This is a genomic window from Mycobacterium sp. (genome assembly GCF_965229265.1).
GTDB lineage: Bacteria > Actinomycetota > Actinomycetes > Mycobacteriales > Mycobacteriaceae > Mycobacterium.
This window is the reverse complement of record NZ_CBDDIY010000010.1, coordinates 1684954-1706531: the sequence shown is the minus strand read 5'-3', so window position 1 is coordinate 1706531 and position 21578 is coordinate 1684954. Positions and strand designations below refer to the sequence as shown.

The window sequence follows — 21578 nt, the reverse complement described above, 5'->3', positions numbered from 1 at the left end:
CCCTGCTTCCGCATCCGCGCACCGGTGTGCTCTTCGAATCCCCGGTCCCGGCGGGTGCGGGATGGCCGGGTGATCCCGCGGTGCCCGAGACGCCGGTGGCCGCGAACGCCGCGCAGGTGGTCGAGTTCGCCGCGTCCGTGACCGAGACCGCCGGGCTGGACGCCATGATCAGCGTGTGCCGGGCATGCCCACGACTGGTCGCCTGGCGTGAGGAGGTCGCGGTGACCAAGCGACGGTCCTTCGCCGGCGAGCCGTACTGGGGCAGGCCGATCACCGGGTGGGGATCGGCGCGGCCGAGAATTCTGGTGCTGGGGCTGGCCCCCGCCGCCCAGGGCGGCAATCGAACCGGTCGGGTGTTCACCGGTGACCGCTCCGGAGACCAGCTGTTCGCCGCCCTGCACCGTGCCGGGCTGGTGAGTTCGTCGATCAGCGTCGACGCCGCGGACGGCCTACACACCACCGATGTTCGTGTGGTCGCTGCGGTGCGATGCGCACCGCCCGGCAACGCGCCGACACCGGAGGAACGCCAGACGTGCGAGCCATGGCTGACCGCCGAGTGGCGCCTGATCGCACCCTACGTCCGGGTGGTTGTCGCGCTCGGCGGGTTCGCCTGGGAGGCCGCGCTGCGGATGCTGGCCGGCGAGCGGGCGGGCGGGGCCAAACCGAAGTTCGGCCACGGGGTGGTCGCCGACCTGCGCTCGGACCTGCACTTGATCGGTTGCTATCACCCCAGCCAGCAGAACATGTTCACCGGTCGGCTCACGCCGGCCATGCTCGACGAGGTGTTCACCGATGCTAGGACGCGGGCTTTTGGGCCTGCGCCAGGATCGAGAAGGCCTTGTCCATTTGGGCGATCCCAGCCAACATGATCGACTGCGACTGGCTCAGTTCAAACGGATCCATCGCCGGGCCGACGGCGTCGCAGTACTGCGAGGCCTGCTGATACTGGCCGACAGCGTCCTGCAGGGCCGCGGTGAGTGCCGGATCGGGGGTCGGCAGCGCAGCCGAGACGGCCGATGTCGCGGATTGCAAACGGGTGCAGGCGTTCTGGAAGCCCTCGACATTCTCGGCGTCGGCCGAAATCGCGGCGTCTTCGAACGCGGACTCCAGCCCGTGCACGCTTGCGCTATTGCTCGACCACCAGTCGGACAGCCCGCTGGCGGCCGCCGTTGGCGTCGCACCGCCGGCAATCAGGACCGCGACTGCTGATGCCAGCACCGCACCGCGACGAAACGTAACCATGCTTTCCTTCCGGACTGTGTCTGCAAACCAGCGGAGAGTACCTGCGAGACGGCGACGCCCAGACAAACTCGAAACGAACACCTGACTCCGCTGACGTGCGGGAAGCATCTACGTCGCGGGTGTGTTTGTCTCACAATGCGGCTCTCCGTTCTCGACCTCGTTCCGGTTCGTACCGACCAGACCACCGCCGACGCGCTGGCGGCAACGGTGGCACTGGCTCAAACCGCCGACCGACTGGGATTCACCCGATACTGGCTGGCCGAACACCACAACATGCCCGCGGTGGCGGCCACCAGCCCGCCGGTGCTGATCGCCTACCTGGCCGCCCAGACCACGCAGGTGCGGCTCGGCTCGGGCGGGGTGATGTTGCCCAACCATGCGCCACTCGCCGTCGCCGAGCAGTTCGCTCTGCTGGAGGCCGCCGCCCCGGGCCGCATCGATCTGGGCATCGGCCGCGCCCCCGGTTCGGATCCGGTGACGTCGATCATGCTGCGGGGGTCCCGCGACGACTCCGATATCGAAAACTTCCCGCAGTATCTCGACGACGTGGCGGCGCTGATGAGCGCGCGCGGCGTGCGCATCCCGATCCGCAATCAGGACTACATCCTCAAGGCCACGCCGAGTGCCGTGGGCGAGCCGCGGCTGTGGCTGCTCGGCTCATCGATGTATTCGGCGCATCTGGCCGCGGCTAAGGGACTGCCATACGTGTTCGCCCATCACTTTTCCGGGCAGGGCACCGCCGAGGCGCTCCAGGTGTACCGCTCGGAGTTCCGGCCGTCGGCGGTGGCCGCCGAACCGGTGACGTTCATGACCGTCAACGCGGTGGTGGCCCCCACGGCCGCCGAGGCCGAGGCGTTGCTGCTGCCGAACCTGCACATGATGGCGCGGCTGCGGACCGGCCAGCCGTTGGGCGCATTGGATCTGGTCGAAGACGCGGCCGCGCTGGCGATGCATCCGCAGGCCGAGGCGATCGTGGCGGCCGGCCGTGAACGGGCCATCGTAGGCGCGCCCGCCGAGGCTGCCGCCCAGGTTCGTGCCCTGGCCGAAGAGTTCGACGTCGACGAGGTGATGGTCAACCCGGTGGCTTCGGCGTACCGGGGCACCGCGCCGGCGAGCGCGCCGGCTCGTGACACCACCCTGGAACTGCTGGCCAAAGAGCTGTTCTAAGGCGTCAGCCGCACAATGGGAATGGGCCGCTTCGTCGCTTTCTGGTAGGCGCTGTACCGACCGGCATTGTTGTCGTCGACGATCCGCCACAACCGCGCATAGTCGGGATCGTCGGGCAGCAGCAGGCGCGCGGTGACGGCCAACCGCCTTCTCCCGAGATTGATCTCGACATGGGGGTCCGCGCGCAGATTGTGATACCACGCCGGATTCCGGTCGGCGCCGCCGTTGGACGCGACGACCAGGTAATCGCCGCCGTCGCGGTAGTACGCCAGCAGCATGGAACGCGGCTGACCGGTCTTCGCCCCGATGGTGTGCAGCATCAACGCGGGCGGTACGCCGGGCATCCGATGTCCGATCCACCCTTTGGTGCGCCGGTACACCGCATCGTGCACCTTGACGAATCTCATCAACGCCATGTGGTTCAGCGACGTCATGCCACCACCCTCATCCAGTCGTGTCCAGTGTTGTCAGGGCCTCGCGCAGGATCCGGCCGGTACCGTCCCGGTCCGGGTCGCGGCGCAACAGCATTCCCTTGGCGAATGACAGCTTGTCGCCGTCGCGTCGCGGGATCACGTGCAGGTGGATGTGGAAGACCGTCTGCATCGCTGATTTACCGTCGTTGATGGCGATGTTGTTGCCCGTCGCGCCCAGCTGCGATGCCCGCGTCGCCTGCGCGATGCGCTGCCCCACGGCCAGCATCCCGGCCAAGGTATCGGCCGGGGTGTCGGTGAGGTCGACGCTGTGGACCTTGGGCACCACCAGGGTGTGGCCGCGGGTGAACGGACGAATGTCGAGGATTCCCAGGAAGTTCTCGTCCTCATAGACACGGATGGCCGGCGCAGTGCCGGCGACGATCGCGCAGAACACACATGCCATCCCGCCACCGTAGCCGTCCAGCGCTACGCTGCCCCAGGTGGACTCCACCGACATCGCCTTTGCCGGCGCCGCCGAACAGGCGCGCATGCTGGTCAATGCAACGATCACCGCACCGGCGCTGCTGGAGCTCTACCTCGAGCGGATAGCCCGCGTCGACCGGGAACTGCGCGCCTACCGGGTGGTGTTCACCGAGAGCGCCCGCCGCGAAGCCGCAGCCGCTCAGGACTTGCTGGACGCCGGCGAACGGCTGCCGCTGCTCGGCGTGCCGGTCGCGATCAAAGACGACGTCGACGTCGCCGACGAGTTCACCTGCTGCGGCAGCAGTGCCTACGGGCTGGCGCCGACGGCCGACGCCGAGGTGGTGCGTCGGCTGCGCGCGGCGGGTGCGGTGATCCTGGGCAAGACGGCGGTCCCGGAGATGATGCTGTGGCCGTTCACCGAGACGGTCGCGTTCGGCGCGACCCACAACCCGTGGGATCTGGCCCGCACGCCCGGCGGCAGCAGCGGCGGCAGCGGCGCGGCGGTGGCGGCGGGCCTTGCCCCGCTGGCATTGGGATCCGACGGGGCCGGGTCGATCCGCATTCCGTCCACCTGGTGCGGGTTGTTCGGTCTCAAACCGCAGCGCGACCGGGTGCCGATCGCCCCGCATGACGACGCGTGGTGCGGACTGAGCGTCAACGGGCCGATGGCTCGCACGGTCGAGGACGCCGCATTGTTCCTCGATGTCACCGCCGGCCAGACCGGGCCCCCGGGCGGGTTCGTCGCGGCGGCGGCGCGGGAACCGGGCCGGCTGCGCATCGCCTTGAGCAGCAAGCTTCCGCCGACCATGGTCGGACGGGCCGGGCAGGCGCAGCAGAAGGCCTTGGACGGCGCCGAGGCACTGCTGCGCGACCTCGGACACGAGGTGCTCTGGCGCGATCCGGACTATCCCGCCTGGGCGGTCTACGGCCACGTCCTGCCGCGGATGTGGCGCGGTGCCTACGACGACGTCAACGCCCTGCCGCATGCGGAGCGGCTCGAGCCCAGGACCAAGGGCATCGCCCGGCTGGGCCGGCTGATCTCCGATACGCAGATCGCCCGGATTCGCGCCGCGGAACCTGCCCTGTCGGCGCGGGTGCAGTCGATCTTCGACGACGTCGATGTCCTCATCACCCCGGGCACGGCGATGGGCCCGTCGCGGATCGGGCAGTACCAGCACCGCGGCGGCCTGTCGACGCTGGCGATGGTGGCCTCGCGGGTGCCGTTCCAGGCGATCTTCAACGCGACCGGTCAACCCGCTGCCGCCGTCCCGTGGGGACTGGACAACGAAGGCGTGCCGGTCTCGGTGCAACTCGTCGGCCGGCCGTTCGACGAGGCCACCCTGCTGTCGCTGAGCCATCAGATCGAGACGGCCCGGCCCTGGGCTCATCGGCGCCCGCCGGTGTCCTAGCTTATTGCTCGCCGAGCAGCGCCTCCCGCCATAGCGCCAGCTTGTCGGCGTAACGCATGGTGTGGGCGGGGCTGGTGGATGGCAAACGCAAATAACTGACGGGCACGTCGATTTCGACGAGTCGGTCGTAGTTGCGCTCGGCGGCCGCGCCGTTGAAGAAGACCCGTTCGACGCGTGGGTGCTTCGCGAAGAAGGCGCCGAAGTCGTTGGGCACCATACTGTCCGGCTGCACCGCCGAGTCCAGGCTGCCGATCCGGCGGCACTGCCTGAGCACGTCCCACACCGCGACGCGGTGCTGGCGCAGTGCGCCGGTGCGCCGCTCATAGCCATCGTCGGGATCGAAGCCGAACACCTCTGCGGTGATGCGCCAGAAGGCATTCCGGGGATTGCCGTAGTACTGGCCGGCCGACAGCGACATGACGCTGGGCATGTTGCCCAGGATCAACCACCGGGCATCGGCCCCGGCGATGGGCGGCAATCCCGCCAACAGCGGCGATCGTGACATCGGATCCAACCGTATACGTTGGGCGGGTGACCGAAGCCGTCGACATCGAGACATCCGGGCTGCTGGACGGATTGACCGGGGATGCCCGCGCCGAACGAGCCGAATTGATCCCGTGGCTGTTGGACCAGGGCATCACGGTCGAGGAGATCCGGGCCTCGTCCGCACCCATGCTGTTGCCGGGCCGGCGGCTCATCGGTGACGACGGCACCTACGTATCGGCCCGGGAGATCAGCGCCCGAACGGGTCTGGACATCGACCAGTTGACCAGGTTCCAGCGGGCCAGCGGTCTGCCCTATGTGGAAGACCCCGACGCCGCGGTGTTCATGCGGCCCGACGGCGACACCGCGGTGCACATCAAGCGGTTCCTCGACCTCGGCGTCGATCCCGACCAGATGCTCACCGTCGTACGCGTACTGGCAGAAGGACTTTCGCATGCCGCGGAGGTCATGCGGTACGCCGTGCTGAGCGCGACGCTGCGCCCGGGCAGCTCCGAGCTGGAGACGGCCAAAGGTGTGCAGGACTTCGTGCGTTCCGCCGGACCGCTGCTCGGTCCGATGATCCAGGACATGCTGATGTTGCAGCTGCGCCACGCGATGGAGACTGAAGCCGTCAACGCCAACGAGCGGGCCGCCGGCGCGCCGCTCCCCGGGGCGCGCCAGGTGGCGATTGCGTTTGCCGATCTCGTCGGGTTCACCAGGCTGGGGGAGGAGGTGCCCCCGGAGCAACTCGAGCAGCTGGCCAACCGGCTCGCCGAGGCCGCGCGGGACTTGGCGGTCCCGCCGGTGCGGTTCATCAAGACCATCGGCGACGCAGTGATGCTGGTGTCGACGGATACCGCGGCGCTGTTGGATGCGATGCTCACCCTCGTCGCGGTCATCGACGCCGACGGGGCCCTGCCGCAGCTGCGGGTGGGAATCGCCCACGGCCCGGCGGTGAGTCGCGCCGGCGACTGGTTCGGCAGCCCGGTCAACCTGGCCAGCCGCGTCACCTCGGTCGCGCGGCCCGGCTCGGTGCTGCTCTCAGAATCCGCGCATCAACAGATTGGCGACGACGATCGCTTTCGCTGGTCCTTCGCCAAAGCGCGTCATCTCAAGGGCATCCAGGACGACGTCAAGCTGTTCCGCGCTCGTCGATCCGACACCGACTGAGGGCATGCCGTCGCGGTCGGGCCCGGGTGTTCGCCCGCAGCGAAGCCCTGGCCGGGGGTTTGTAATGATGTAATCATGTAATTCATGAAGCACCAACACACCCATCGCCGCCCCGGCCGACCCGGTGGCTGGCAGCAGGCCGATCAACCCGACGCGACCGATGCCGGCGAGTGGTTCGCCGGGCGGCTTCCTGACGGCTGGTTCACCGGCGACCCGGCGGTCATCGTCGACCGCGAGGAGATCACCGTCATCGGGCGGCTGCCCGAAACCGCCGACAAACCCGACAGCGAAGCGCGTGCCGCCGGACGGGCGTCGCGATTCCGCGAGGACACCCGCTCCGAGCGCATGCGGATCGCCGAGGAGGCGCAGGACAAGTACGGCCGCAAGGTGTCCTGGGGGGTCGAACTGGGTACGCCGGAGGCTCCCGAGCGAATCCTGTTCACCCACATCGCCGTTCCCGTCATGACCCGCCTGAAGCAACCCGAGCGGCAGGTGCTCGACACCCTGGTCGACGCCGGGGTCGCCCGGTCGCGCTCCGATGCGCTGGCCTGGTGCGTGCGGCTGGTCGGTGAACACGCCGATGAGTGGCTGGCCAAGCTGCGCTCGGCGATGGCCGAGGTCGACGATCTGCGCGCCGAGGGCCCGGGTCTCTAGGCCTGCGTCATGGCGTAGTAGGCACCGCGACGGTCGATGAGCTCGGCGTGCGTGCCCGCCTCCACTATCCGCCCGGCCTGCATCACCAGGATGGTGTCGGCATCGCGAATGGTAGACAGCCGGTGGGCGATGATGAAACTGGTTCGCTCCCTGCGCAATTCGGTCATCGCCTGCTGAATGAGCAACTCGGTCCTGGTGTCGACCGAACTGGTGGCCTCGTCGAGGATCAGCAGCTGGGGGCGAGCCAGGAACGCCCGGGCGATCGTGATCAGCTGCTTCTCTCCGGCGCTGATGTTGGCGCCGTCGTCACTGACCCGAGTCTGATAGCCGTCGGGCAGGGTGTGCACGAAGCGGTCGACGTAGGCCGCCCGCGCCGCCGCGACCACCTCGTCCTCGCTGGCGCCGGGCCGCCCGTAGGCGATGTTCTCGGCGATCGTGCCGCCGAACAGCCAGGTGTCCTGAAGCACCATGCCAATCCGCGAGCGCAACGACTCCCGACTCACCTCGGTGATGTCGACACCGTCGACGAGTATTCGCCCGGCGTCCACGTCGTAGAACCGCATCAACAGGTTGACCAGGGTGGTCTTACCCGCACCGGTGGGCCCGACGATGGCCACCGTGCTTCCTGGCTCGGCGACCAGCGACAGGTCCTCGATCACCGGGGTGCCCTCCCGGTAGCTGAACCAGACGTTCTGGAATTCGACGCGTCCGCCCGCACTGCGCGGCAACTCCCGGGTGGCGTCCGGTGATTCCTCGGGTTCGTCGAGGAAGTCGAAGACCCGTTCGGCGCTGGCCACACCGGACTGCAGGGTGTTGTACATGCCGGCAACCTGGGTGAGCGGCTGGTTGAACTGGCGCACGTATTGAATGAACGCCTGGATGCTGCCCAGGGTGATCTGACCGGTGGCGACTTGGTAGCCGCCGACCACCGCGACCGCGACATAGCTGAGGTTTCCGATGAACGTCGTGGCCGGCGATACCAGCCCGGAGAAGAACTGCGCCCCGAAACTCGCGTGGTAGACGTCGTCGTTGCACTCGCGAAACTTCTCCTGGGCCGAAGACCGGTGGCCGAACGTCTTGACCACGGTGAAACCGCTGTAGGTCTCCTCGATGTGGGCGTTGAGCCGGCCGGTGTTGGTCCACTGCGCGACGAACATCCGCTGGGACCGCCGCGCGATCACCCGGGTCACCCACAGCGACAGCGGCACCGTCACCACCGTGATGAGCGCCAGCAGCGGTGAGATGGTCAGCATCATGACCAGCACGGCGACGACGGTGAGCACCGAGGTGAGCAGTTGGCTGATCGTCATCGACACCGACGATTGGATGTTGTCCACATCGTTGGTCACCCGGCTCAGCAGTTCGCCGCGCTGGCGGGAGTCGAAGTAGGACAACGGCAGCCGGTGCACCTTGGTCTCGACGTCGGCACGCAGCGCGGTGACGGTGCGCTGCACGATCACGTTGAGCAGCCGGGCCTGTGCCCACACCAGCAGTGCTGCAACCAGATACAGCCCCAGCGCCAGCAGCAGGGTGCGGCCCACCGCGGTGAAGTCCACACCGTGACCCGGGACGACGTTCATCCCGGACAGCAGGTCGGCGAAGGCGTTGTCACCGCGCGCCCGGGCCGCGGCGATGGCCTCCTCCTTGGTGATGCCCGCCGGCAGGCGGCGGCCGATCACCCCGTTGAACAGCAGGTCGGTGGCATGCCCGAGGATGCGTGGCCCGATGACGCCGATCGCGATACCGACGACCGACAGCGCGATGACCGTCGCGGTCAGCCCGCGCTGTGGGGTGAGCCGGCCCAGCAGTCGCAGCGCCGAGCCCGTGAAGTCCCGGGAGCGGGCTTGGCGCGGGTCCTGCGTCATAGCGCGCATGCCGCCGCCGCGCATCGCCGGAGCGCTCACAGCCCGCCTCCGACGGCAAAGCCCACCGACTGTGAGTCGACGAACTCGGCGTAGGTGGGGCAGTCGGCCAGCAGGGTGTCGTGGGTGCCGGTGCCCACCACCCGGCCGCCGTCGATCACGACGACGTTGTCGGCCTGCATGACCGTCGAGATCCGTTGGGAAACAATGATCACCGTCGCATCGGCCGACACTTCGCGCAGCGCTGCCCGCACCCGCGCATCGGTGTGCACATCGAGAGCGGAGAACGCGTCGTCGAACAGATAGATCGGGGGGCGGCGGATCACCGCCCGGGCGATTGCCAGCCGTTGGCGCTGACCGCCGGAGAAGTTGATACCGCCCTGGGCCACCCGCATGTCAAGGCCGTCGGGATGGGCTCGCACGAAGTCGTCGGCGGCCGCCACCCGCAGCGCCGACCACATGTCATCCTCGTCGGCGTCGCCCTTGCCGTAGCGCAGATTGTCGGCGACGGTCCCGGAGAACAGGTAGCCCCGCTGGGGAACCAGTCCCAGCGCCGCCCACAGGATCTCGGTGTCGTAGTCGCGCACGTCGACGCCGTCCACGCGGACGGCCCCGGCGGTGACGTCGTAGAGCCGGCAGATCAGCGAGATCAGCGTCGACTTCCCCGAACCGGTGCTGCCCACGATCGCCGTCGTCGTCCCCGGCCGCGCGGTCAGCGAAACACCTTCGAGCACAGATCGTTCCGCGCCCGGGTAGCGGAATGTCGCGTTGTCGAGGACGACCGTTCCCCGGATCCCGCCGTCCGGTTGCTGCGGGGCGGCCGGGCTGGTGATCGCCGTCTGCGTGGACAGCACCTCGGTGATCCGTTCGGCGCACACCGCGGCGCGCGGCAGGATCAGCAGCAGCAGCGTGGCCATCATGACGGCCATCAGGATCTGCATGAAGTAGGACAGGAACGCAATCAGCGAACCGACCTGCATCTGCCCGGCGTCGATCCGCAGCCCGCCGAACCAGATCAGGGCCACGCTGGAAATGTTGATCGTCAGCGTGGTGACCGGCAGCATCAACGCCTGCCACCGCCCGGCGGCGAGCGCGGTGTTCGACACCGCGGCGTTGGCCACGCCGAAGCGCTCCTGTTCGACGGATTCGCGGGCGAAAGCCCGGATCACCCGGATGCCGGACAACTGCTCACGCATCACCCGGTTGATCCCGTCGATGAGGCGCTGCATGCTGCGAAAGATCGGCAGCATCCGCGAGACGATCCAGTAGTTGGACAGCGCCAGCACGGGAACGCTGACGACCAGCAGCCAGGACAGCCCGGCGTCCTGGTGGATCGCCATGATGATGCCCCCGACGCACATGATGGGCGCGGTGACCAGGACGGTCGTCGTCATCTGGATCAGCACCTGAATCTGCTGGACGTCGTTGGTGGTGCGGGTCAGCAACGTCGGCGCCCCGAACCGCGCGGTCTCGTGCGCCGAGAAGGTGGTGACATGGTGGAACATCGCCGAACGCAGGTCGCGGCCGAACCCCATCCCGGTGCGCGAGCCGAAGTAGACCGCGCCCACTGCGCACACCACCTGCAGGGCGGTGACGGCCAGCATCACCAGCCCCAACTCGGCGATCAGCGGAGTGTCGCCCGTGGCCACGCCGTCGTCGATGATTGCGGCGTTGACGGTGGGCAGGTACAGCGATGCCAGCGTGCTGACGATCTGCAGCCCCATCACGGTGGCGACCAGCCACCGGTACGGCCGGACATACTGTCTCAGCAGTGCCAGGAGCATTTCGTTACTGTCGCACACGGGCGCTGCGGCACTGCAGGGCCCGGCCGGCTCCCGCCTCCGCTCGCCACAGCAAAGTTGCAGGTCAAGCGGCATGTCGGTGGTTGTACCAAGAGGCGGCCGCTACAGTGCATGCTGTGACACGCAGCAGGTGCGCATGACAGCGACGCGCAAACTGGCGCTGGCCCTCGCCATCGCAGCCGCCATCCCGATGGTGGGCGCATGCTCGAATTCGAGCGGCGGCCCCGACCAACCCCAGGCGTCGCAGCCGTCGGCCCCGCAGTCGGGCAACTCCAAGCACGGCCCGATGTTCCCCGAGTGCGGCGGCATCACCGACCAGATCATGGCCGAGCAGACCCGGGTGACCGGCCTGGTGAACACGGCAAAGAACTCCGTCGGCTGCCAGTGGCTGGCCGGTGGCGGCATCCTGGGGCCGCACTTCTCCTTCACCTGGTACCGGGGCAGCCCGATCGGGCGGGAACGCAAGACCGAGGAACTCTCGCGCACCAGTGTCGAAGACATCAACATCGAAGGCCACAGCGGATTCATCGCAGTCGGCACCGATCCGACTCTGGGAGACAACCTGTGCGAGGTCGGCATCCAGTTCAACGACGACTTCATCGAGTGGTCGGTCAGCTTCGCCGAGAAGCCCTTCCCGCCGGCTTGCGACGTGGCCAAGGAACTCACCCGGCAATCGATTGTGAACTCCAAATGAGGCGGCCGGTCGTCGGGTTGCTGGCGGTGCTGTCGGCGGTGGTCATGGTCAGCGGCTGCGCCAGGACGGTGGACGGAACCGCGGCCAAGTCCGGCTCGGGCAGTGTTCCTCGTAACGACAACTCGGCCCAGCAGTACCCGAACCTGCTCAAGGAGTGCGACGTCCTGACCACCGACATCCTGGCCAAGACCGTCGGCGCCGACCCGCTGGATATCCAGAGCACCTTCGTCGGCGCGGTCTGCCGCTGGCAGGCCGCCAACCCCGCGGGCCTGGTGGACATCACCCGGTTCTGGTACGAGCAGGGCAGCCTCGACAACGAGCGCGCGGTCGCCCAGTTCCTCAAGTACCAGATCGAGAACCGGTCGATCGCCGGCGTCCCGTCGATCGTCATGCGCACCTCCGACCCCAACGGTGGCTGCGGGGTGGCCAGCGACGCCGCCGGTGTCGTCGGGTGGTGGATCAACCCGCAGGCGCCCGGTATCGACGCGTGCGGTCAGGCCATCAAGTTGATGGAGCTGACCCTGGCCACCAACTCGTAGCGGCAGCGATCCAGACCTGAGAGCGACGATTCATCGCAAAAGTCACTCTCAGGTCTGACTCGATGTGCACACCCGCTAACGCGGCACGTGGAATGCCGTCAGGTCGGCACCGTCGAGTTCCAGGCCGGCCCAGCGGCCCGGCACCGACAGGACCGCGATCCCCGAGGTTGGGAACTTCATCGAGATGCGTTCGGCGGCGGCCCGGTCGGAGTTCTGCGGCCCGGCCAGGGCCAACGCCACCTGGCTGATCGTGGGTTCGTGGCCGACCACCAGCAGTGTGCCCACCTGATCACCCACCTGGTTTATCTCGTCGATCATCGTGCCCGGGGTGGCGCCGTAGAGCCGTTCGGAGTAGGTCGCCGGCGCGCTGATCTGGGTCCGGTCCAGGGTCTGCCGGGTCCGGGTCGCCGACGAGCACAGCACCAGGTCGACGGCGGGCACATGGGCCCGTAGCCAGTCGCCCGCCAGCGCCGCCTCGCGGATACCGCGCGGCGCCAGCGGCCGGTCGTGGTCGCCGACACCGGTGGGGTAGTCCGACTTGGCATGCCGCATCAGCACCAGGGTGCGTTGTCCCGTACTCACGCCTCACAGGCTAGATCCTTACGCGCACATGCCGGTCGAGGTCCCCGGACTTGTCGGCGCATCGCCATACACTGCCCGCAACACCGATCAGACAGGACGAGGACCCGCCGAATGCGATTCGTGCACACCGCCGACTGGCAGCTCGGGATGACGCGCCACTTCCTGGCGGGCGAGGCCCAGCCGCGCTACTCGGCCGCCCGCCGGGACGCGGTCGCCGGACTCGGTGCGCTGGTCGAACAGTCCGGTGCCGAGTTCGTCGTGGTGGCCGGCGACGTGTTCGAACACAACCAATTGGCACCGAAGGTGATCAGCCAGTCCCTGGAGGCCATGCGGGCCATCGGTGTTCCGGTGTACCTGCTGCCGGGCAACCACGACCCCCTCGACGCCTCGTCGGTCTACACCAGTGCGCTGTTCACCGCCGAATGCCCGGACAACGTCGTCGTCCTCGACCGCGACGGGCTCTGGGACATCCGGCCCGGTGTGCAGCTCGTCGTCGCGCCATGGCGCTCCAAGGCGCCGACCACCGATCTAGCCGGCGCTGCGCTGCGCGGTCTGCCCGCCGACGGGACCATCCGCATCCTGGTCGCCCACGGCGGTGTCGACGTGCTCGACCCGGACCCGGGCAAGCCGTCGCTGATCCGCATGGCCGCGGTGTCGGACGCTGTCGAGCGCGGCGCCGTCCACTATGTCGCGTTGGGGGACAAGCACTCTCGAACCCGAGTCGGGGACAGCGGCCGAGTGTGGTACTCCGGCTCACCCGAAGTGACCAACTTCGACGACGTCGAGGCTGACCCGGGCCATGTGCTCGTGGTCGATGTCGACGAACGCGATCCGGCGCACCCGGTGAGTGTCGAGGCCCACCGCGTCGGCCGCTGGCGGTTCGTCACGCTGCACCGGCAGGTCGACAACACCCGCGACATCGCCGACCTGGACCTCAATCTCGACCTGCTGGGCGACAAGGACCGCACGGTGGTGCGGCTCGGGCTGACCGGTTCCCTCACGGTTACCGACCGCGCCGCGCTGGATGCCTGTCTGGACAAGTACTCCCGGTTGTTCGCCTGGCTCGGCACCTGGGAGCGGCACACCTCGATCGCGGTCATGCCCGCCGACGGCGAGTTCGACGACCTCGGGATCGGCGGGTTCGCCGCAGCGGCGGTCGCCGAACTCGTCGACACCGCGCGATCCGGCGCCGCCGACGCCCAGGACGCCCAGGCGGCGCTCGGTCTGCTGCTGCGGCTGGCGGGGAGCACCGCCGCATGAGGCTGCACCGGCTGGTCCTGACCAACTATCGCGGAATCACGCACCGCGACATCGAATTTCCCGATCACGGTGTGGTCGTGGTGTGCGGCGCCAACGAGATCGGCAAGACGTCGATGATCGAGGCGCTCGATCTGCTGCTGGAGTCCAAGGACCGATCGACGAAGAAGGAAGTCAAGCAGGTCAAGCCCACCCACGCCGACGTCGCCTCCGAGGTGCTCGCCGAGATCAGCTCGGGGCCATACCGTTTCGTGTACCGCAAGCGCTTCCACAAGAAGGCCGAAACAGAACTGACGATCCTGGCTCCGCGCCGCGAGCAGCTCACCGGGGACGAGGCGCACGATCGTGTGCTGGCCATGCTCGGTGAGACGGTCGACACCGAGCTGTGGCACGCCCAGCGGGTACTGCAGGCCGGCTCGACCGCCGCGGTGGACCTTTCCGGCTGCGACGCGCTCTCCAGGGCCCTGGACCTGGCGGCCGGTGACGATGCGGCGTTGTCGGGTACCGAACCGCTGTTGATCGAACGGATCGACGCCGAGTACGGCCGCTACTTCACCGCGACCGGCAGGCCGACGGGGGAGTGGGCGGGCGTCATCGGCCGGTTACGCGCGGCCGATGAGGACGTGGCGCGGTGCGCGGCAGCGGTCAGGGAGGTCGACGAGCGGGTTCGCACTCATGCCGATCTGGCCGAGCGTCGCAAGGATCTGGCCGGCCGGCGACCGCAGGTGGCCCAGCGGCTCGCCGCCGCCGAGGCCGCGGCCGCGGCGCTGTCCGAACTCGGTGATCAACTCGAAGGCGCCAAGCTGGTCGCGACGGCGGCCCAGGGCACCTGCGCCGCGTCGGCGGCCGCCCAGGCCGAACGCCTCCGGCTGCGCGCTGATGTGGATGTGCGTACCGGGACCGTCGCGAGCCTGCAAGCAGAGCTGGCCGAGTCGACGATCGCCGAGACAACGGCCCGCGAGGTCGCCGAATTGGCTGCTGCCGCAGCGCAGGACTCGACCACCGCGCTGGTGGCGGCTCAGGGTGCGGTGGACAATGCCCGTCGCGTGGTGGATGCGCTGGCCGGGCGCGACCAGGCGGAGCGTCTCACCGCGCGGCTGGATCGCATTGGGGCCGCCGAACGCGAGCTCGCCGAGCTGACGGGCCGGCTCTCGGACATCGCCATGACGGCCGAGGTGATGGCCGACATCGAGTCGGCCGCATCGCTGGTGGAGCGCTTCGAGGCCCAGCTCGCGCTGACCGCCACCACGGTGGAGTTCACCGCAGCCGCGGATCTCGAGCTGGTGATCGGCGGGGAGACCATCCGGCTCGCCGCGGGGCAGCGGTGGGCGCCGCCGAACACCTCGCCGACGACCGTCGCGCTGCCCGGGCTGGTCAGCGTGCGCATCGACCCCGGCGCCACGACCTCTGATGTGCAGACGAAACTCGATACCGCGCAACGGGTTCTGGCGCAGGCGCTGCAGCAGGGTGGCGTCGCCGACGTCGAGCGCGCGCGGGAGGTCGAGCAGCGCCGCCGCGCGCTGATCAGCAGCCGCGACCAGCTGGCCGCCACGCTGGCCGGGCTGTGTGAAGGCGACGGCGTCGAGGCGATGCGGACCCGGCTGGCTGCCCTGCGCGCGGCCATCCCACCCGAACTCGCGGCACCCGCGGCCGGCAGCGACGCCGCCCATGCCGCGCTCGCCGGTGCGCAGGATGCGCTGGATCACGCGCGCGCCGATGCCGACCTGCACCAGCGCGCGTTGGCGCAGGCCAATGCCGCACTCACCGAGAAGGCGACCGCGACAACGGTTTTGCAGGCGAAGCTGGCCGGTGCGGCCACCGAGCTCGCGGCGGCCACGGAGCGGCTGGCGACGCTGCGGGCGCTCACCGGTGACGAGGAGCTGGCCGCCCGCGCCGCCGCCGAGGTCGACGCGCAGCGTCAGGCCGATGCGCGGGTCGCCGAGCTGGCGCAGCGCTATGCCGCGGCCGACCCGGGGGCGGTCGAGGCGGAACTGGACTCAGCGGGGGCCGAAGCCGCTGTGCTTCACCGCGAGCTGGCCGCGATCAGCCAGCAGCTCAACGACATCACCGTCGAACTGGGCGTGATGGGCACCCAGGGCCGCAAAGGCAACCTGGACGCAGCGCAGATCGCCCGTGAGCATGCCTTCGCCGAACACGAGCGGGTGTCGCGGCGTGCCCGCGCGGCGCAGCTGCTGCGGTCGGTGATGGCCCGCCACCGGGACACCACCAGGCAGCGTTACGTCGAGCCGTTCCGCGCGGAGATCGAGCGCCTGGCGCGACCGGTATTCGGGTCGTCGTTCGAGGTCGAGATCGACAGCGATCTGCGAATCCGCAACCGCACCTTGGACGGTCGCACCGTGCCCTACGAGTCGCTGTCGGGCGGAGCCAAGGAGCAGCTGGGTATTCTGGCCCGGCTGGCCGGTGCGGCGCTGGTCGCCAAGGAGGACACCGTTCCGGTCGTCATCGACGATGCGTTGGGCTTCACCGATCCCGACCGGCTCACCAAGATGGGCGCGGTGTTCGACACCGTGGGGCATCACGGACAGGTGATCGTGCTGACCTGCACACCGACCCGCTATCTCGGGGTGCAGGACGCCCACGTCATCGAACTGAGTGCCTGAGGCGCCACCCTTAGTCGGCCAGCGCCAGGACCTCTTCGAAGCCTGCTGCCAGGCAGTCGTAGAACTCGTCGAAGTCGGGGATCGCGCCGGTGTCGACGTCGATGCCCAGCGCGCAGGTGTCGACGTAGGTCAGCAGCGTGACGTTGACCGCCGAACCGACGGTCGGGCCGAAGGCATACTGCATCCGCACCTGCGCACCGCCCAGATACACCGGCACGGGCACACCCGGCACATCGCTGCACAGGAAGTCGACGTGGCGCAGGATCGAACCGATATACCAGCGCGGCATCAGGTTCAGCGCGCCCGCGATCAACTGCGTGTACGGCAGCGACTTCTCGTTGCGCACGCGACCGGTGCGCTCATGGATGCTGCTGATCCGCTGCGCCGGGTCGGCCGTCCCGACCGGGACGTCGAAGCGCATCAGGGTGATCCGGTTGCCGCCCATATCATCGCCCTCGCTGCGCAGGCTGATCGGCATGGTCAGATGGAGGTCACCCACCGGCACGCCGTGCTTGTCGTGGTAGCGGCGCAGCCCGCCGGCCACCCCGGCGACGAAGGCGTCGTTGAGCGCGCCGCCGCTGCGGTGGGCGGCCTCCCGAAGGCGGGGCATGGCCACCTCGAGCACACCAAGCCGGCGAACCAGGGTGCGTTCCGTCATCAGGGGTGAGCCAGTCTTGTTGACCGGCCGGACCGTGCGGTACACCGACGCAGCCAACTCACCAGCCGCTTCCGCGGTCTGCAGTGGCTGCCGAATCGTGTTGAACACCAACTTCGGAGCGTTCTTCACGGTCTCGGTCACGGCCTTGCCGACCAGTCCGGCGTTGTACCGCAGGGCGTCCCGGTAACCGTCCAGCGGCGCTGGAACCGGGATCACCGGCTCGGCCGGGCCCTCGCCGAGGGTGCGAGGCTCGTCGGTCAGGTCGAAGAGCGTCATTGCGATCTGCACGCCACCGACTCCGTCGGTCAGCGCGTGGTGGAATTTGCACAGCACCGCGGCGCCGCCGTCGTCGAGACCCTCGATGAGGGTGGCTTCCCACATCGGCCGGGCCCGGTCGAAGTCGGACATGGCCGCCAGCCGCGCCATCTCCAGCACGCCGTCGAGGTTGCCCGGCTCGGGTGCCGACACTTTGCGCATGTGGAAATCCAGGTCGAAGTCGGGGGCGTACTCCCACCGCGGCGGAGCCGGCGGCGGCGAGTTCACCACCCGCTGGCGAAACATCGGCAGTTCTCGGCTGACGAGTTCGAACCGCTCCCGTACCAGGTCCCAGTCGGGGGACCGGTCCAGAAGGATTACTGTCACCACGGTCGATCTCAGCCGCGGATCGGCTTCCATCGACCAGGTGAACGCGTCGGTGTTGCGCATGAATTCGGTCATGGTGTGCTCCCACTCACAACCTACGACGAGAGTGGTGCACGGCAGAACAGCGTGCGCTCAGTTGAGGACTTTGTCCCCTAACGCTGGTGCCCCGTCCCCACGCGATTTCGGCGCGAAAACCGCCGCTGAGCGAACGTTTCCGCGCCGAAATCGCGTGGGGACGGGGCTCTCGGCCAGTGCGTGGCTGAAGCCGTCCCAGTCGTCGACCAGCCGGACACCGTCGCGATCGGTCGGGACGATGACGGTGGCCACCGAGTCGTGGTCGGTGGTGGCAGCAACGGTCAGGTAGCCGGCGAACAGTGTCCCGGTGCTGTAGCACTTCTCGCCGGTGAGTCGGTAACCCCCGGTATCGGCAGCAGTCGGGTGTTGAAGACCAGGCTCCGACGGCGTTGGACCCGCCTTCGGCGGCCTTGGCCAGCCAGCTGCGTGAGCGAGCCTCCGAGACGGTGCGCAGCTGTTGTTCGGCGAACCAGAAATGCGTGCGGAAGATATGCGCCACAATCGGATCCGCGGTGGCAAGATCGATGATATTTGAAATGGATTGACGGACAAGGAAATTCGATCCACCGAGTTCTGTGGGTAGCCGCAACGTGTCGAATCCGGCTTGCTTGAGTGCGGTGATTTGGTCAAAAAGTTTCTCGTCGTTGAGATCCCGGTCTTTGGCGCCGGCCCGGATCTGGGCGAGCAGATCGCTGAAGGCCGGTGTGCCGGGCAGGATGCGGTTGACGGGCTCGACGGTGGGCATGGCCTCGTCCTACCGACGGCCTCCGTTGGGGCACGGCTTTGGCTCATCCCGAACCTAAGAGAGGCTACGGCGCATTCCATTCCCGAGCCGGGCAGGGCAGAATCGGGGCATGACGGACCGGACGCGATGACTCTGAACGAGAAACGTCGCCGCGCCCACCAGAAGCTGGCGGCTTTGCCCGGAGTGCGTCCCGTCCGCCGCCCGGTGACGACGGGCGGATCCGACCAGTTCGACCTCTATTACGTGCGGGCCGGACGCAAAACCAAACATCCCGTGGTCATCATCCCCGGCGGACCGGGCGCCGCCTCGATCGCGCTTTACCGGGGTTTGCGCCGACGCGCCGCCGCCGTCGGCCTGGACGTGATCATGATCGAACACCGGGGCGTCGGAATGTCGCGCCATGACGACGCCGGGGCCGATCTACCGCCGGAGGCGCTCACCATCGAGCAGGTCGTCGACGACGTCGCCGCGGTGCTCGACGACGCCCAGGTCGACAGTGCGATCATCTACGGCACCTCGTACGGCACCTACCTCGCTGCGGGCGTCGGGGTACGCCACCCGGCCCGGGTGCACGCGATGATCCTGGATTCCCCGTTGCTGGCCGGCGACGACATCGAGGCGGTCCGGCGCACGCTGCGCAGCGTGCTCTGGTACGGGCGTGCCGACACCGCCGAACTGGCGGACAAGGTCCGCCGACTGGTCGACGACGGTGTGATGACGCCGGCCGCCGCCCAGCTCGCGGCCACCGTCTACGGCTTCGGCGGGGCGCCGCTTCTCGACCGCCAACTCGACCTGCTCCTACAGGGGCGACACCTGTTGTGGACGGTGATAGGTCGCGCCGGTGAATTGATGGTCGGCCGAAAGGCCCCCTACCGCAACGAGACCGACCTCGTCGGCCGGATCGGCTTTCGGGAGCTGAACTATGCGGCGGATCCGGACGGGTTGCCGCTGGACCCAGCGGTGGCCATGCGGGAGTTCGCCGACGGGGCGCCGCCGCCGTTTGAGGCCGAGCCGTTCGATCTGGTCACCGCGATGCCCCGATTCGGCTGGCCCACGGTGGTCATCTCCGGTGGGCGTGATCTGACGACGCCGCCGGAGGTCGCCGAGCGGGTCGCCGACCTCATCGGCGGGTCGGTGTTGGTGCGGTTGCCGACCACCGGCCACAGTGTGCTCGACACCAAGGAGCGCGCCGCGTTGCGCATTCTGGAGGCAGTCTGCGCCGGCCGGATCGACGCGTTACCGGCTCAGGCCGACGAGCTGGATGCCCTGCCGAGCCGGCCGGCGGTGCGGCTGATGGTGTCGGCGATGTCGGCGGCGGCGCGCCTGGAGGCCGCGCTGCCCGCGGCCGTCCCGCGGGCGGCGGCGCGCAGCCAGGCCAAGCCGGTTATTTCATGAAGCCGATCGCGGTGTAGTTCAAGTCGCCGAGCCCGGCCGGACCGAAGTTGGCCAGGTTGCTGCGCACCGCGACATTGCCGGCCGACTGGAACAGCGGCAGGCTGAACACCTCGGCGAACAGCATCTTGTCCAGCTCGTTGGCCAGGTTGCGGGCCTTGTCCGGGTCGAGCTCGTCGAGCACCTGTTCGGCCTTGGTGTCGATCTCAGGGCTGGAGATCTTGCCGAAGTTGCTCTCGGCCCCGGTGGTGTAGATCTGGTTGAGCGAACCCAGTGCGAATGCGTCACCGCCCCAGCTGAATTGCGCGATGTCGAAGTCGCCGGGAATCACGTAGTTGGTGAAGAAGCCGTTTCCGGGTTTGGCGTCGATCTGCAAGTTCACCCCAATCTGCGCCAGGCTGTTCTGCGCGACCAGGGCGACCTGTCGGGTGGTCTGCGCGTCGTAGAGCACATCGCGGATGACCAGTTGCTTGCCATCCTTTTCGCGGAACTGCCCGTTCAGTTTCCAGCCCAGGGCGTCGAGTTCGGCCTTGGCCTTCTCGGGGTCGTAGGCCACCACAGCGCTGTTGTCCTGATAACCCTGCTGGCCGGCAACGAAGATGTGGTTGTTCAGCGGGACGGGTTTGTCGACCAACCCGCGTTGCGTGACGTCGGCGATGGCCTGTCGGTCGATGCCCTTGGCCACGGCCAGCCGAAGCGCCTTGTCCGACAGGATGGCCCCGGACGCGCCGTTGAAGGTGAAGTGGTACCACATCAGCCCCGGCGTGCGACGGATCGAGATGTCCGGGGAGCGCCGGGCGATGGTGAGTTCGTCGAGGGATCCGAGCCCGGTGGCATCGATGGTGTTGTTCTGCAGCGCCGGCACGCGCGCCGCGTCGTCGAGCACCAGATAGGTGATCGAGTCCAACAGCGGCGGCGTGCCCCACCACTTCGGATTACGGGTCAGCACAATGCGTTGCGCGGTGCGGTCCAGCGTCGAGACCATGAACGGGCCCGCCGACGGGCCGGGTCCGTTGCGCTGGCCCTTGTTGAACACCTCTGGGTCGGCCGTCACGCTCTTGGGGAACAGCATGTTGTTCCCGGCGAACATGCCACGCCAATCGGTATAGGGCTTGGCGAAGGTGATGATGGCCTGGCGGTCATCGACGCCCTGGGTCACCGACTCGACCCGGTCGCTGCCGTCTGGCGCGGCGATGGCGAAGGCCTTGTTCTTGCCGCTGCGTGCACTGATCTGCGAGGCGAGGTCCTGCCAGGTGATCGGCGTCCCGTCGGACCAGGTGGCCTTGGGGTTGATGGTGTAGGTGACCACCTGCGGGTTGGTCTTGGTCAGCTCGACGTTGGTGAAGTAGTCGGTGTTGACCGTCATCGATCCGTCGGCGGCGATGACGAACGCCCGCGGCATGGTCGGGCGTAGCACCGCCGCGGTGTCCCCGTCATTGCCGTCGACATTGAGGATGTTGAAGTTGGCCGGGAACGATGTCAACGCCAGCCGCAGGTTGCCGCCGGTGCGCAGGGTGGCCGGGTCCTGCGGATTGATGTCACTGGACGAACCCACCTCGGCATTGCCACCGGCGGAGGGGACGTCGCGCTTGCTGCTCGAACATCCGGCCGCCACCAGACTCGCCACGACTGCCAGTGCTGCGATTCGGCCGGCGGTCCGGCGGATCAAGGGGGTCACGCCACTGATG

At 68.4% G+C, this 21578-nt stretch carries 19 protein-coding genes and 1 pseudogene; 10 read left to right on the top strand and 10 right to left on the bottom strand.

Features of this window, described 5'->3' with window-relative positions; genetic code table 11:
* Positions 1 to 2 precede the first annotated feature (2 nt).
* On the top strand, positions 3 to 869 hold the full coding sequence (locus ADBZ9K_RS09805; RefSeq protein ID WP_526620877.1) for a uracil-DNA glycosylase: 867 nt from the start codon (positions 3 to 5) through the stop codon (positions 867 to 869).
* Here ADBZ9K_RS09805 and ADBZ9K_RS09800 read toward each other — a convergent pair.
* Positions 796 to 1242: a hypothetical protein gene (locus ADBZ9K_RS09800; RefSeq protein WP_526619867.1), complete on the bottom strand. Its 447-nt coding sequence runs from the start codon at positions 1240 to 1242 to the stop codon at positions 796 to 798. The two genes, ADBZ9K_RS09805 and ADBZ9K_RS09800, sit on opposite strands and share 74 nt — an antisense overlap.
* 135 nt (positions 1243 to 1377) lie before the next feature.
* On the opposite strand from ADBZ9K_RS09800, the gene ADBZ9K_RS09795 reads away from it, so the two are divergent.
* Positions 1378 to 2409 (top strand): LLM class flavin-dependent oxidoreductase, encoded by a 1032-nt coding sequence (locus ADBZ9K_RS09795; protein WP_526619866.1) that lies wholly within the window; start codon positions 1378 to 1380, stop codon positions 2407 to 2409.
* Here ADBZ9K_RS09795 and ADBZ9K_RS09790 read toward each other — a convergent pair.
* Positions 2406 to 2843 (bottom strand): nitroreductase family deazaflavin-dependent oxidoreductase, encoded by a 438-nt coding sequence (locus ADBZ9K_RS09790; RefSeq protein WP_526619865.1) that lies wholly within the window; start codon positions 2841 to 2843, stop codon positions 2406 to 2408. The two genes, ADBZ9K_RS09795 and ADBZ9K_RS09790, sit on opposite strands and share 4 nt — an antisense overlap.
* A gap of 10 nt (positions 2844 to 2853) precedes the next feature.
* Positions 2854 to 3285: an HIT family protein gene (locus ADBZ9K_RS09785; RefSeq protein ID WP_526620875.1), complete on the bottom strand. Its 432-nt coding sequence runs from the start codon at positions 3283 to 3285 to the stop codon at positions 2854 to 2856.
* A gap of 85 nt (positions 3286 to 3370) precedes the next feature.
* Between ADBZ9K_RS09785 and ADBZ9K_RS09780 the strand changes: the two genes are divergently transcribed.
* Positions 3371 to 4714 (top strand): amidase, encoded by a 1344-nt coding sequence (locus tag ADBZ9K_RS09780; protein WP_526620873.1) that lies wholly within the window; start codon positions 3371 to 3373, stop codon positions 4712 to 4714.
* Position 4715: 1 nt separating this feature from the next.
* On the opposite strand, the gene ADBZ9K_RS09775 is transcribed toward ADBZ9K_RS09780, so the two are convergent.
* Positions 4716 to 5219: a DNA-deoxyinosine glycosylase gene (locus ADBZ9K_RS09775; RefSeq protein ID WP_526619864.1), complete on the bottom strand. Its 504-nt coding sequence runs from the start codon at positions 5217 to 5219 to the stop codon at positions 4716 to 4718.
* Positions 5220 to 5245: 26 nt separating this feature from the next.
* Here ADBZ9K_RS09775 and ADBZ9K_RS09770 point away from each other — a divergent pair, with 26 nt between their 5' ends.
* Positions 5246 to 6367 carry an adenylate/guanylate cyclase domain-containing protein gene (locus ADBZ9K_RS09770; protein ID WP_526619863.1) on the top strand — a complete coding sequence of 374 codons (1122 nt, stop codon included), beginning with the start codon at positions 5246 to 5248 and terminating at the stop codon, positions 6365 to 6367.
* Positions 6368 to 6451: 84 nt separating this feature from the next.
* Entirely contained in the window at positions 6452 to 7021 is a 570-nt protein-coding gene (abmR, locus tag ADBZ9K_RS09765; protein ID WP_526619862.1) for an ATP-binding transcription factor AbmR, read from the top strand.
* Here abmR and ADBZ9K_RS09760 read toward each other — a convergent pair.
* Positions 7018 to 8910: an ABC transporter ATP-binding protein gene (locus ADBZ9K_RS09760; RefSeq protein WP_526620871.1), complete on the bottom strand. Its 1893-nt coding sequence runs from the start codon at positions 8908 to 8910 to the stop codon at positions 7018 to 7020. The two genes, abmR and ADBZ9K_RS09760, sit on opposite strands and share 4 nt — an antisense overlap.
* Positions 8911 to 8921: 11 nt before the next feature.
* Positions 8922 to 10667: an ABC transporter ATP-binding protein gene (locus ADBZ9K_RS09755; RefSeq protein WP_526619861.1), complete on the bottom strand. Its 1746-nt coding sequence runs from the start codon at positions 10665 to 10667 to the stop codon at positions 8922 to 8924.
* 154 nt (positions 10668 to 10821) lie between these two features.
* On the opposite strand from ADBZ9K_RS09755, the gene ADBZ9K_RS09750 reads away from it, so the two are divergent.
* Together ADBZ9K_RS09750 and ADBZ9K_RS09745 are read left to right on the top strand one after the other, a co-directional pair.
* Positions 10822 to 11379 (top strand): DUF3558 family protein, encoded by a 558-nt coding sequence (locus tag ADBZ9K_RS09750; RefSeq protein ID WP_526619860.1) that lies wholly within the window; start codon positions 10822 to 10824, stop codon positions 11377 to 11379.
* Complete coding sequence (locus tag ADBZ9K_RS09745) at positions 11376 to 11918, top strand: DUF3558 family protein (RefSeq protein ID WP_526619859.1); 543 nt, start codon at positions 11376 to 11378, stop codon at positions 11916 to 11918. Before ADBZ9K_RS09750 ends, ADBZ9K_RS09745 begins: the two co-directional genes overlap by 4 nt.
* A 75-nt stretch (positions 11919 to 11993) precedes the next feature.
* On the opposite strand, the gene ADBZ9K_RS09740 is transcribed toward ADBZ9K_RS09745, so the two are convergent.
* Positions 11994 to 12500 (bottom strand): SixA phosphatase family protein, encoded by a 507-nt coding sequence (locus ADBZ9K_RS09740; RefSeq protein ID WP_526619858.1) that lies wholly within the window; start codon positions 12498 to 12500, stop codon positions 11994 to 11996.
* A 111-nt stretch (positions 12501 to 12611) separates the two neighbouring features.
* Between ADBZ9K_RS09740 and ADBZ9K_RS09735 the strand changes: the two genes are divergently transcribed.
* Both ADBZ9K_RS09735 and ADBZ9K_RS09730 read left to right on the top strand, forming a co-directional pair.
* Positions 12612 to 13760, top strand: coding sequence for a metallophosphoesterase family protein (locus ADBZ9K_RS09735; RefSeq protein WP_526619857.1), 1149 nt, complete (start codon positions 12612 to 12614; stop codon positions 13758 to 13760).
* Positions 13757 to 16378: an AAA family ATPase gene (locus ADBZ9K_RS09730; protein WP_526619856.1), complete on the top strand. Its 2622-nt coding sequence runs from the start codon at positions 13757 to 13759 to the stop codon at positions 16376 to 16378. The genes ADBZ9K_RS09735 and ADBZ9K_RS09730 overlap by 4 nt, the downstream gene beginning before the upstream one ends.
* Before the next feature lie 10 nt (positions 16379 to 16388).
* Here the strand turns inward: ADBZ9K_RS09730 and ADBZ9K_RS09725 are convergent, their stop codons facing one another.
* Positions 16389 to 17753: a wax ester/triacylglycerol synthase domain-containing protein gene (locus tag ADBZ9K_RS09725; protein ID WP_526619855.1), complete on the bottom strand. Its 1365-nt coding sequence runs from the start codon at positions 17751 to 17753 to the stop codon at positions 16389 to 16391.
* A gap of 186 nt (positions 17754 to 17939) precedes the next feature.
* A pseudogene (locus ADBZ9K_RS09720) lies at positions 17940 to 18578 on the bottom strand (acyl-CoA dehydrogenase family protein); the annotation flags it as partial.
* A 46-nt stretch (positions 18579 to 18624) separates the two neighbouring features.
* Between ADBZ9K_RS09720 and ADBZ9K_RS09715 the strand changes: the two are divergent.
* Positions 18625 to 19893: an alpha/beta fold hydrolase gene (locus tag ADBZ9K_RS09715; RefSeq protein ID WP_526619854.1), complete on the top strand. Its 1269-nt coding sequence runs from the start codon at positions 18625 to 18627 to the stop codon at positions 19891 to 19893.
* Here ADBZ9K_RS09715 and oppA read toward each other — a convergent pair.
* Positions 19883 to 21535: an oligopeptide ABC transporter substrate-binding protein OppA gene (gene oppA, locus ADBZ9K_RS09710; protein WP_526620869.1), complete on the bottom strand. Its 1653-nt coding sequence runs from the start codon at positions 21533 to 21535 to the stop codon at positions 19883 to 19885. The genes ADBZ9K_RS09715 and oppA overlap by 11 nt on opposite strands.
* Positions 21536 to 21578: the final 43 nt, after the last annotated feature.

Coding starts and splice junctions, on each gene's coding strand:
- ADBZ9K_RS09725 (WP_526619855.1), bottom strand. CDS start 17,753: ATGACCGAATTCATGCGCAACACCGACGCGTTCACCTGGTCGATGGAA.
- ADBZ9K_RS09750 (WP_526619860.1), top strand. CDS start 10,822: ATGACAGCGACGCGCAAACTGGCGCTGGCCCTCGCCATCGCAGCCGCC.
- ADBZ9K_RS09745 (WP_526619859.1), top strand. CDS start 11,376: ATGAGGCGGCCGGTCGTCGGGTTGCTGGCGGTGCTGTCGGCGGTGGTC.
- ADBZ9K_RS09780 (WP_526620873.1), top strand. CDS start 3,371: ATGCTGGTCAATGCAACGATCACCGCACCGGCGCTGCTGGAGCTCTAC.
- ADBZ9K_RS09755 (WP_526619861.1), bottom strand. CDS start 10,667: ATGCTCCTGGCACTGCTGAGACAGTATGTCCGGCCGTACCGGTGGCTG.
- ADBZ9K_RS09735 (WP_526619857.1), top strand. CDS start 12,612: ATGCGATTCGTGCACACCGCCGACTGGCAGCTCGGGATGACGCGCCAC.
- ADBZ9K_RS09760 (WP_526620871.1), bottom strand. CDS start 8,910: ATGCGCGGCGGCGGCATGCGCGCTATGACGCAGGACCCGCGCCAAGCC.
- ADBZ9K_RS09785 (WP_526620875.1), bottom strand. CDS start 3,285: ATGGCATGTGTGTTCTGCGCGATCGTCGCCGGCACTGCGCCGGCCATC.
- ADBZ9K_RS09800 (WP_526619867.1), bottom strand. CDS start 1,242: ATGGTTACGTTTCGTCGCGGTGCGGTGCTGGCATCAGCAGTCGCGGTC.
- ADBZ9K_RS09795 (WP_526619866.1), top strand. CDS start 1,378: ATGCGGCTCTCCGTTCTCGACCTCGTTCCGGTTCGTACCGACCAGACC.
- ADBZ9K_RS09730 (WP_526619856.1), top strand. CDS start 13,757: ATGAGGCTGCACCGGCTGGTCCTGACCAACTATCGCGGAATCACGCAC.
- ADBZ9K_RS09775 (WP_526619864.1), bottom strand. CDS start 5,219: ATGTCACGATCGCCGCTGTTGGCGGGATTGCCGCCCATCGCCGGGGCC.
- ADBZ9K_RS09715 (WP_526619854.1), top strand. CDS start 18,625: ATGACTCTGAACGAGAAACGTCGCCGCGCCCACCAGAAGCTGGCGGCT.
- abmR (WP_526619862.1), top strand. CDS start 6,452: ATGAAGCACCAACACACCCATCGCCGCCCCGGCCGACCCGGTGGCTGG.
- ADBZ9K_RS09790 (WP_526619865.1), bottom strand. CDS start 2,843: ATGACGTCGCTGAACCACATGGCGTTGATGAGATTCGTCAAGGTGCAC.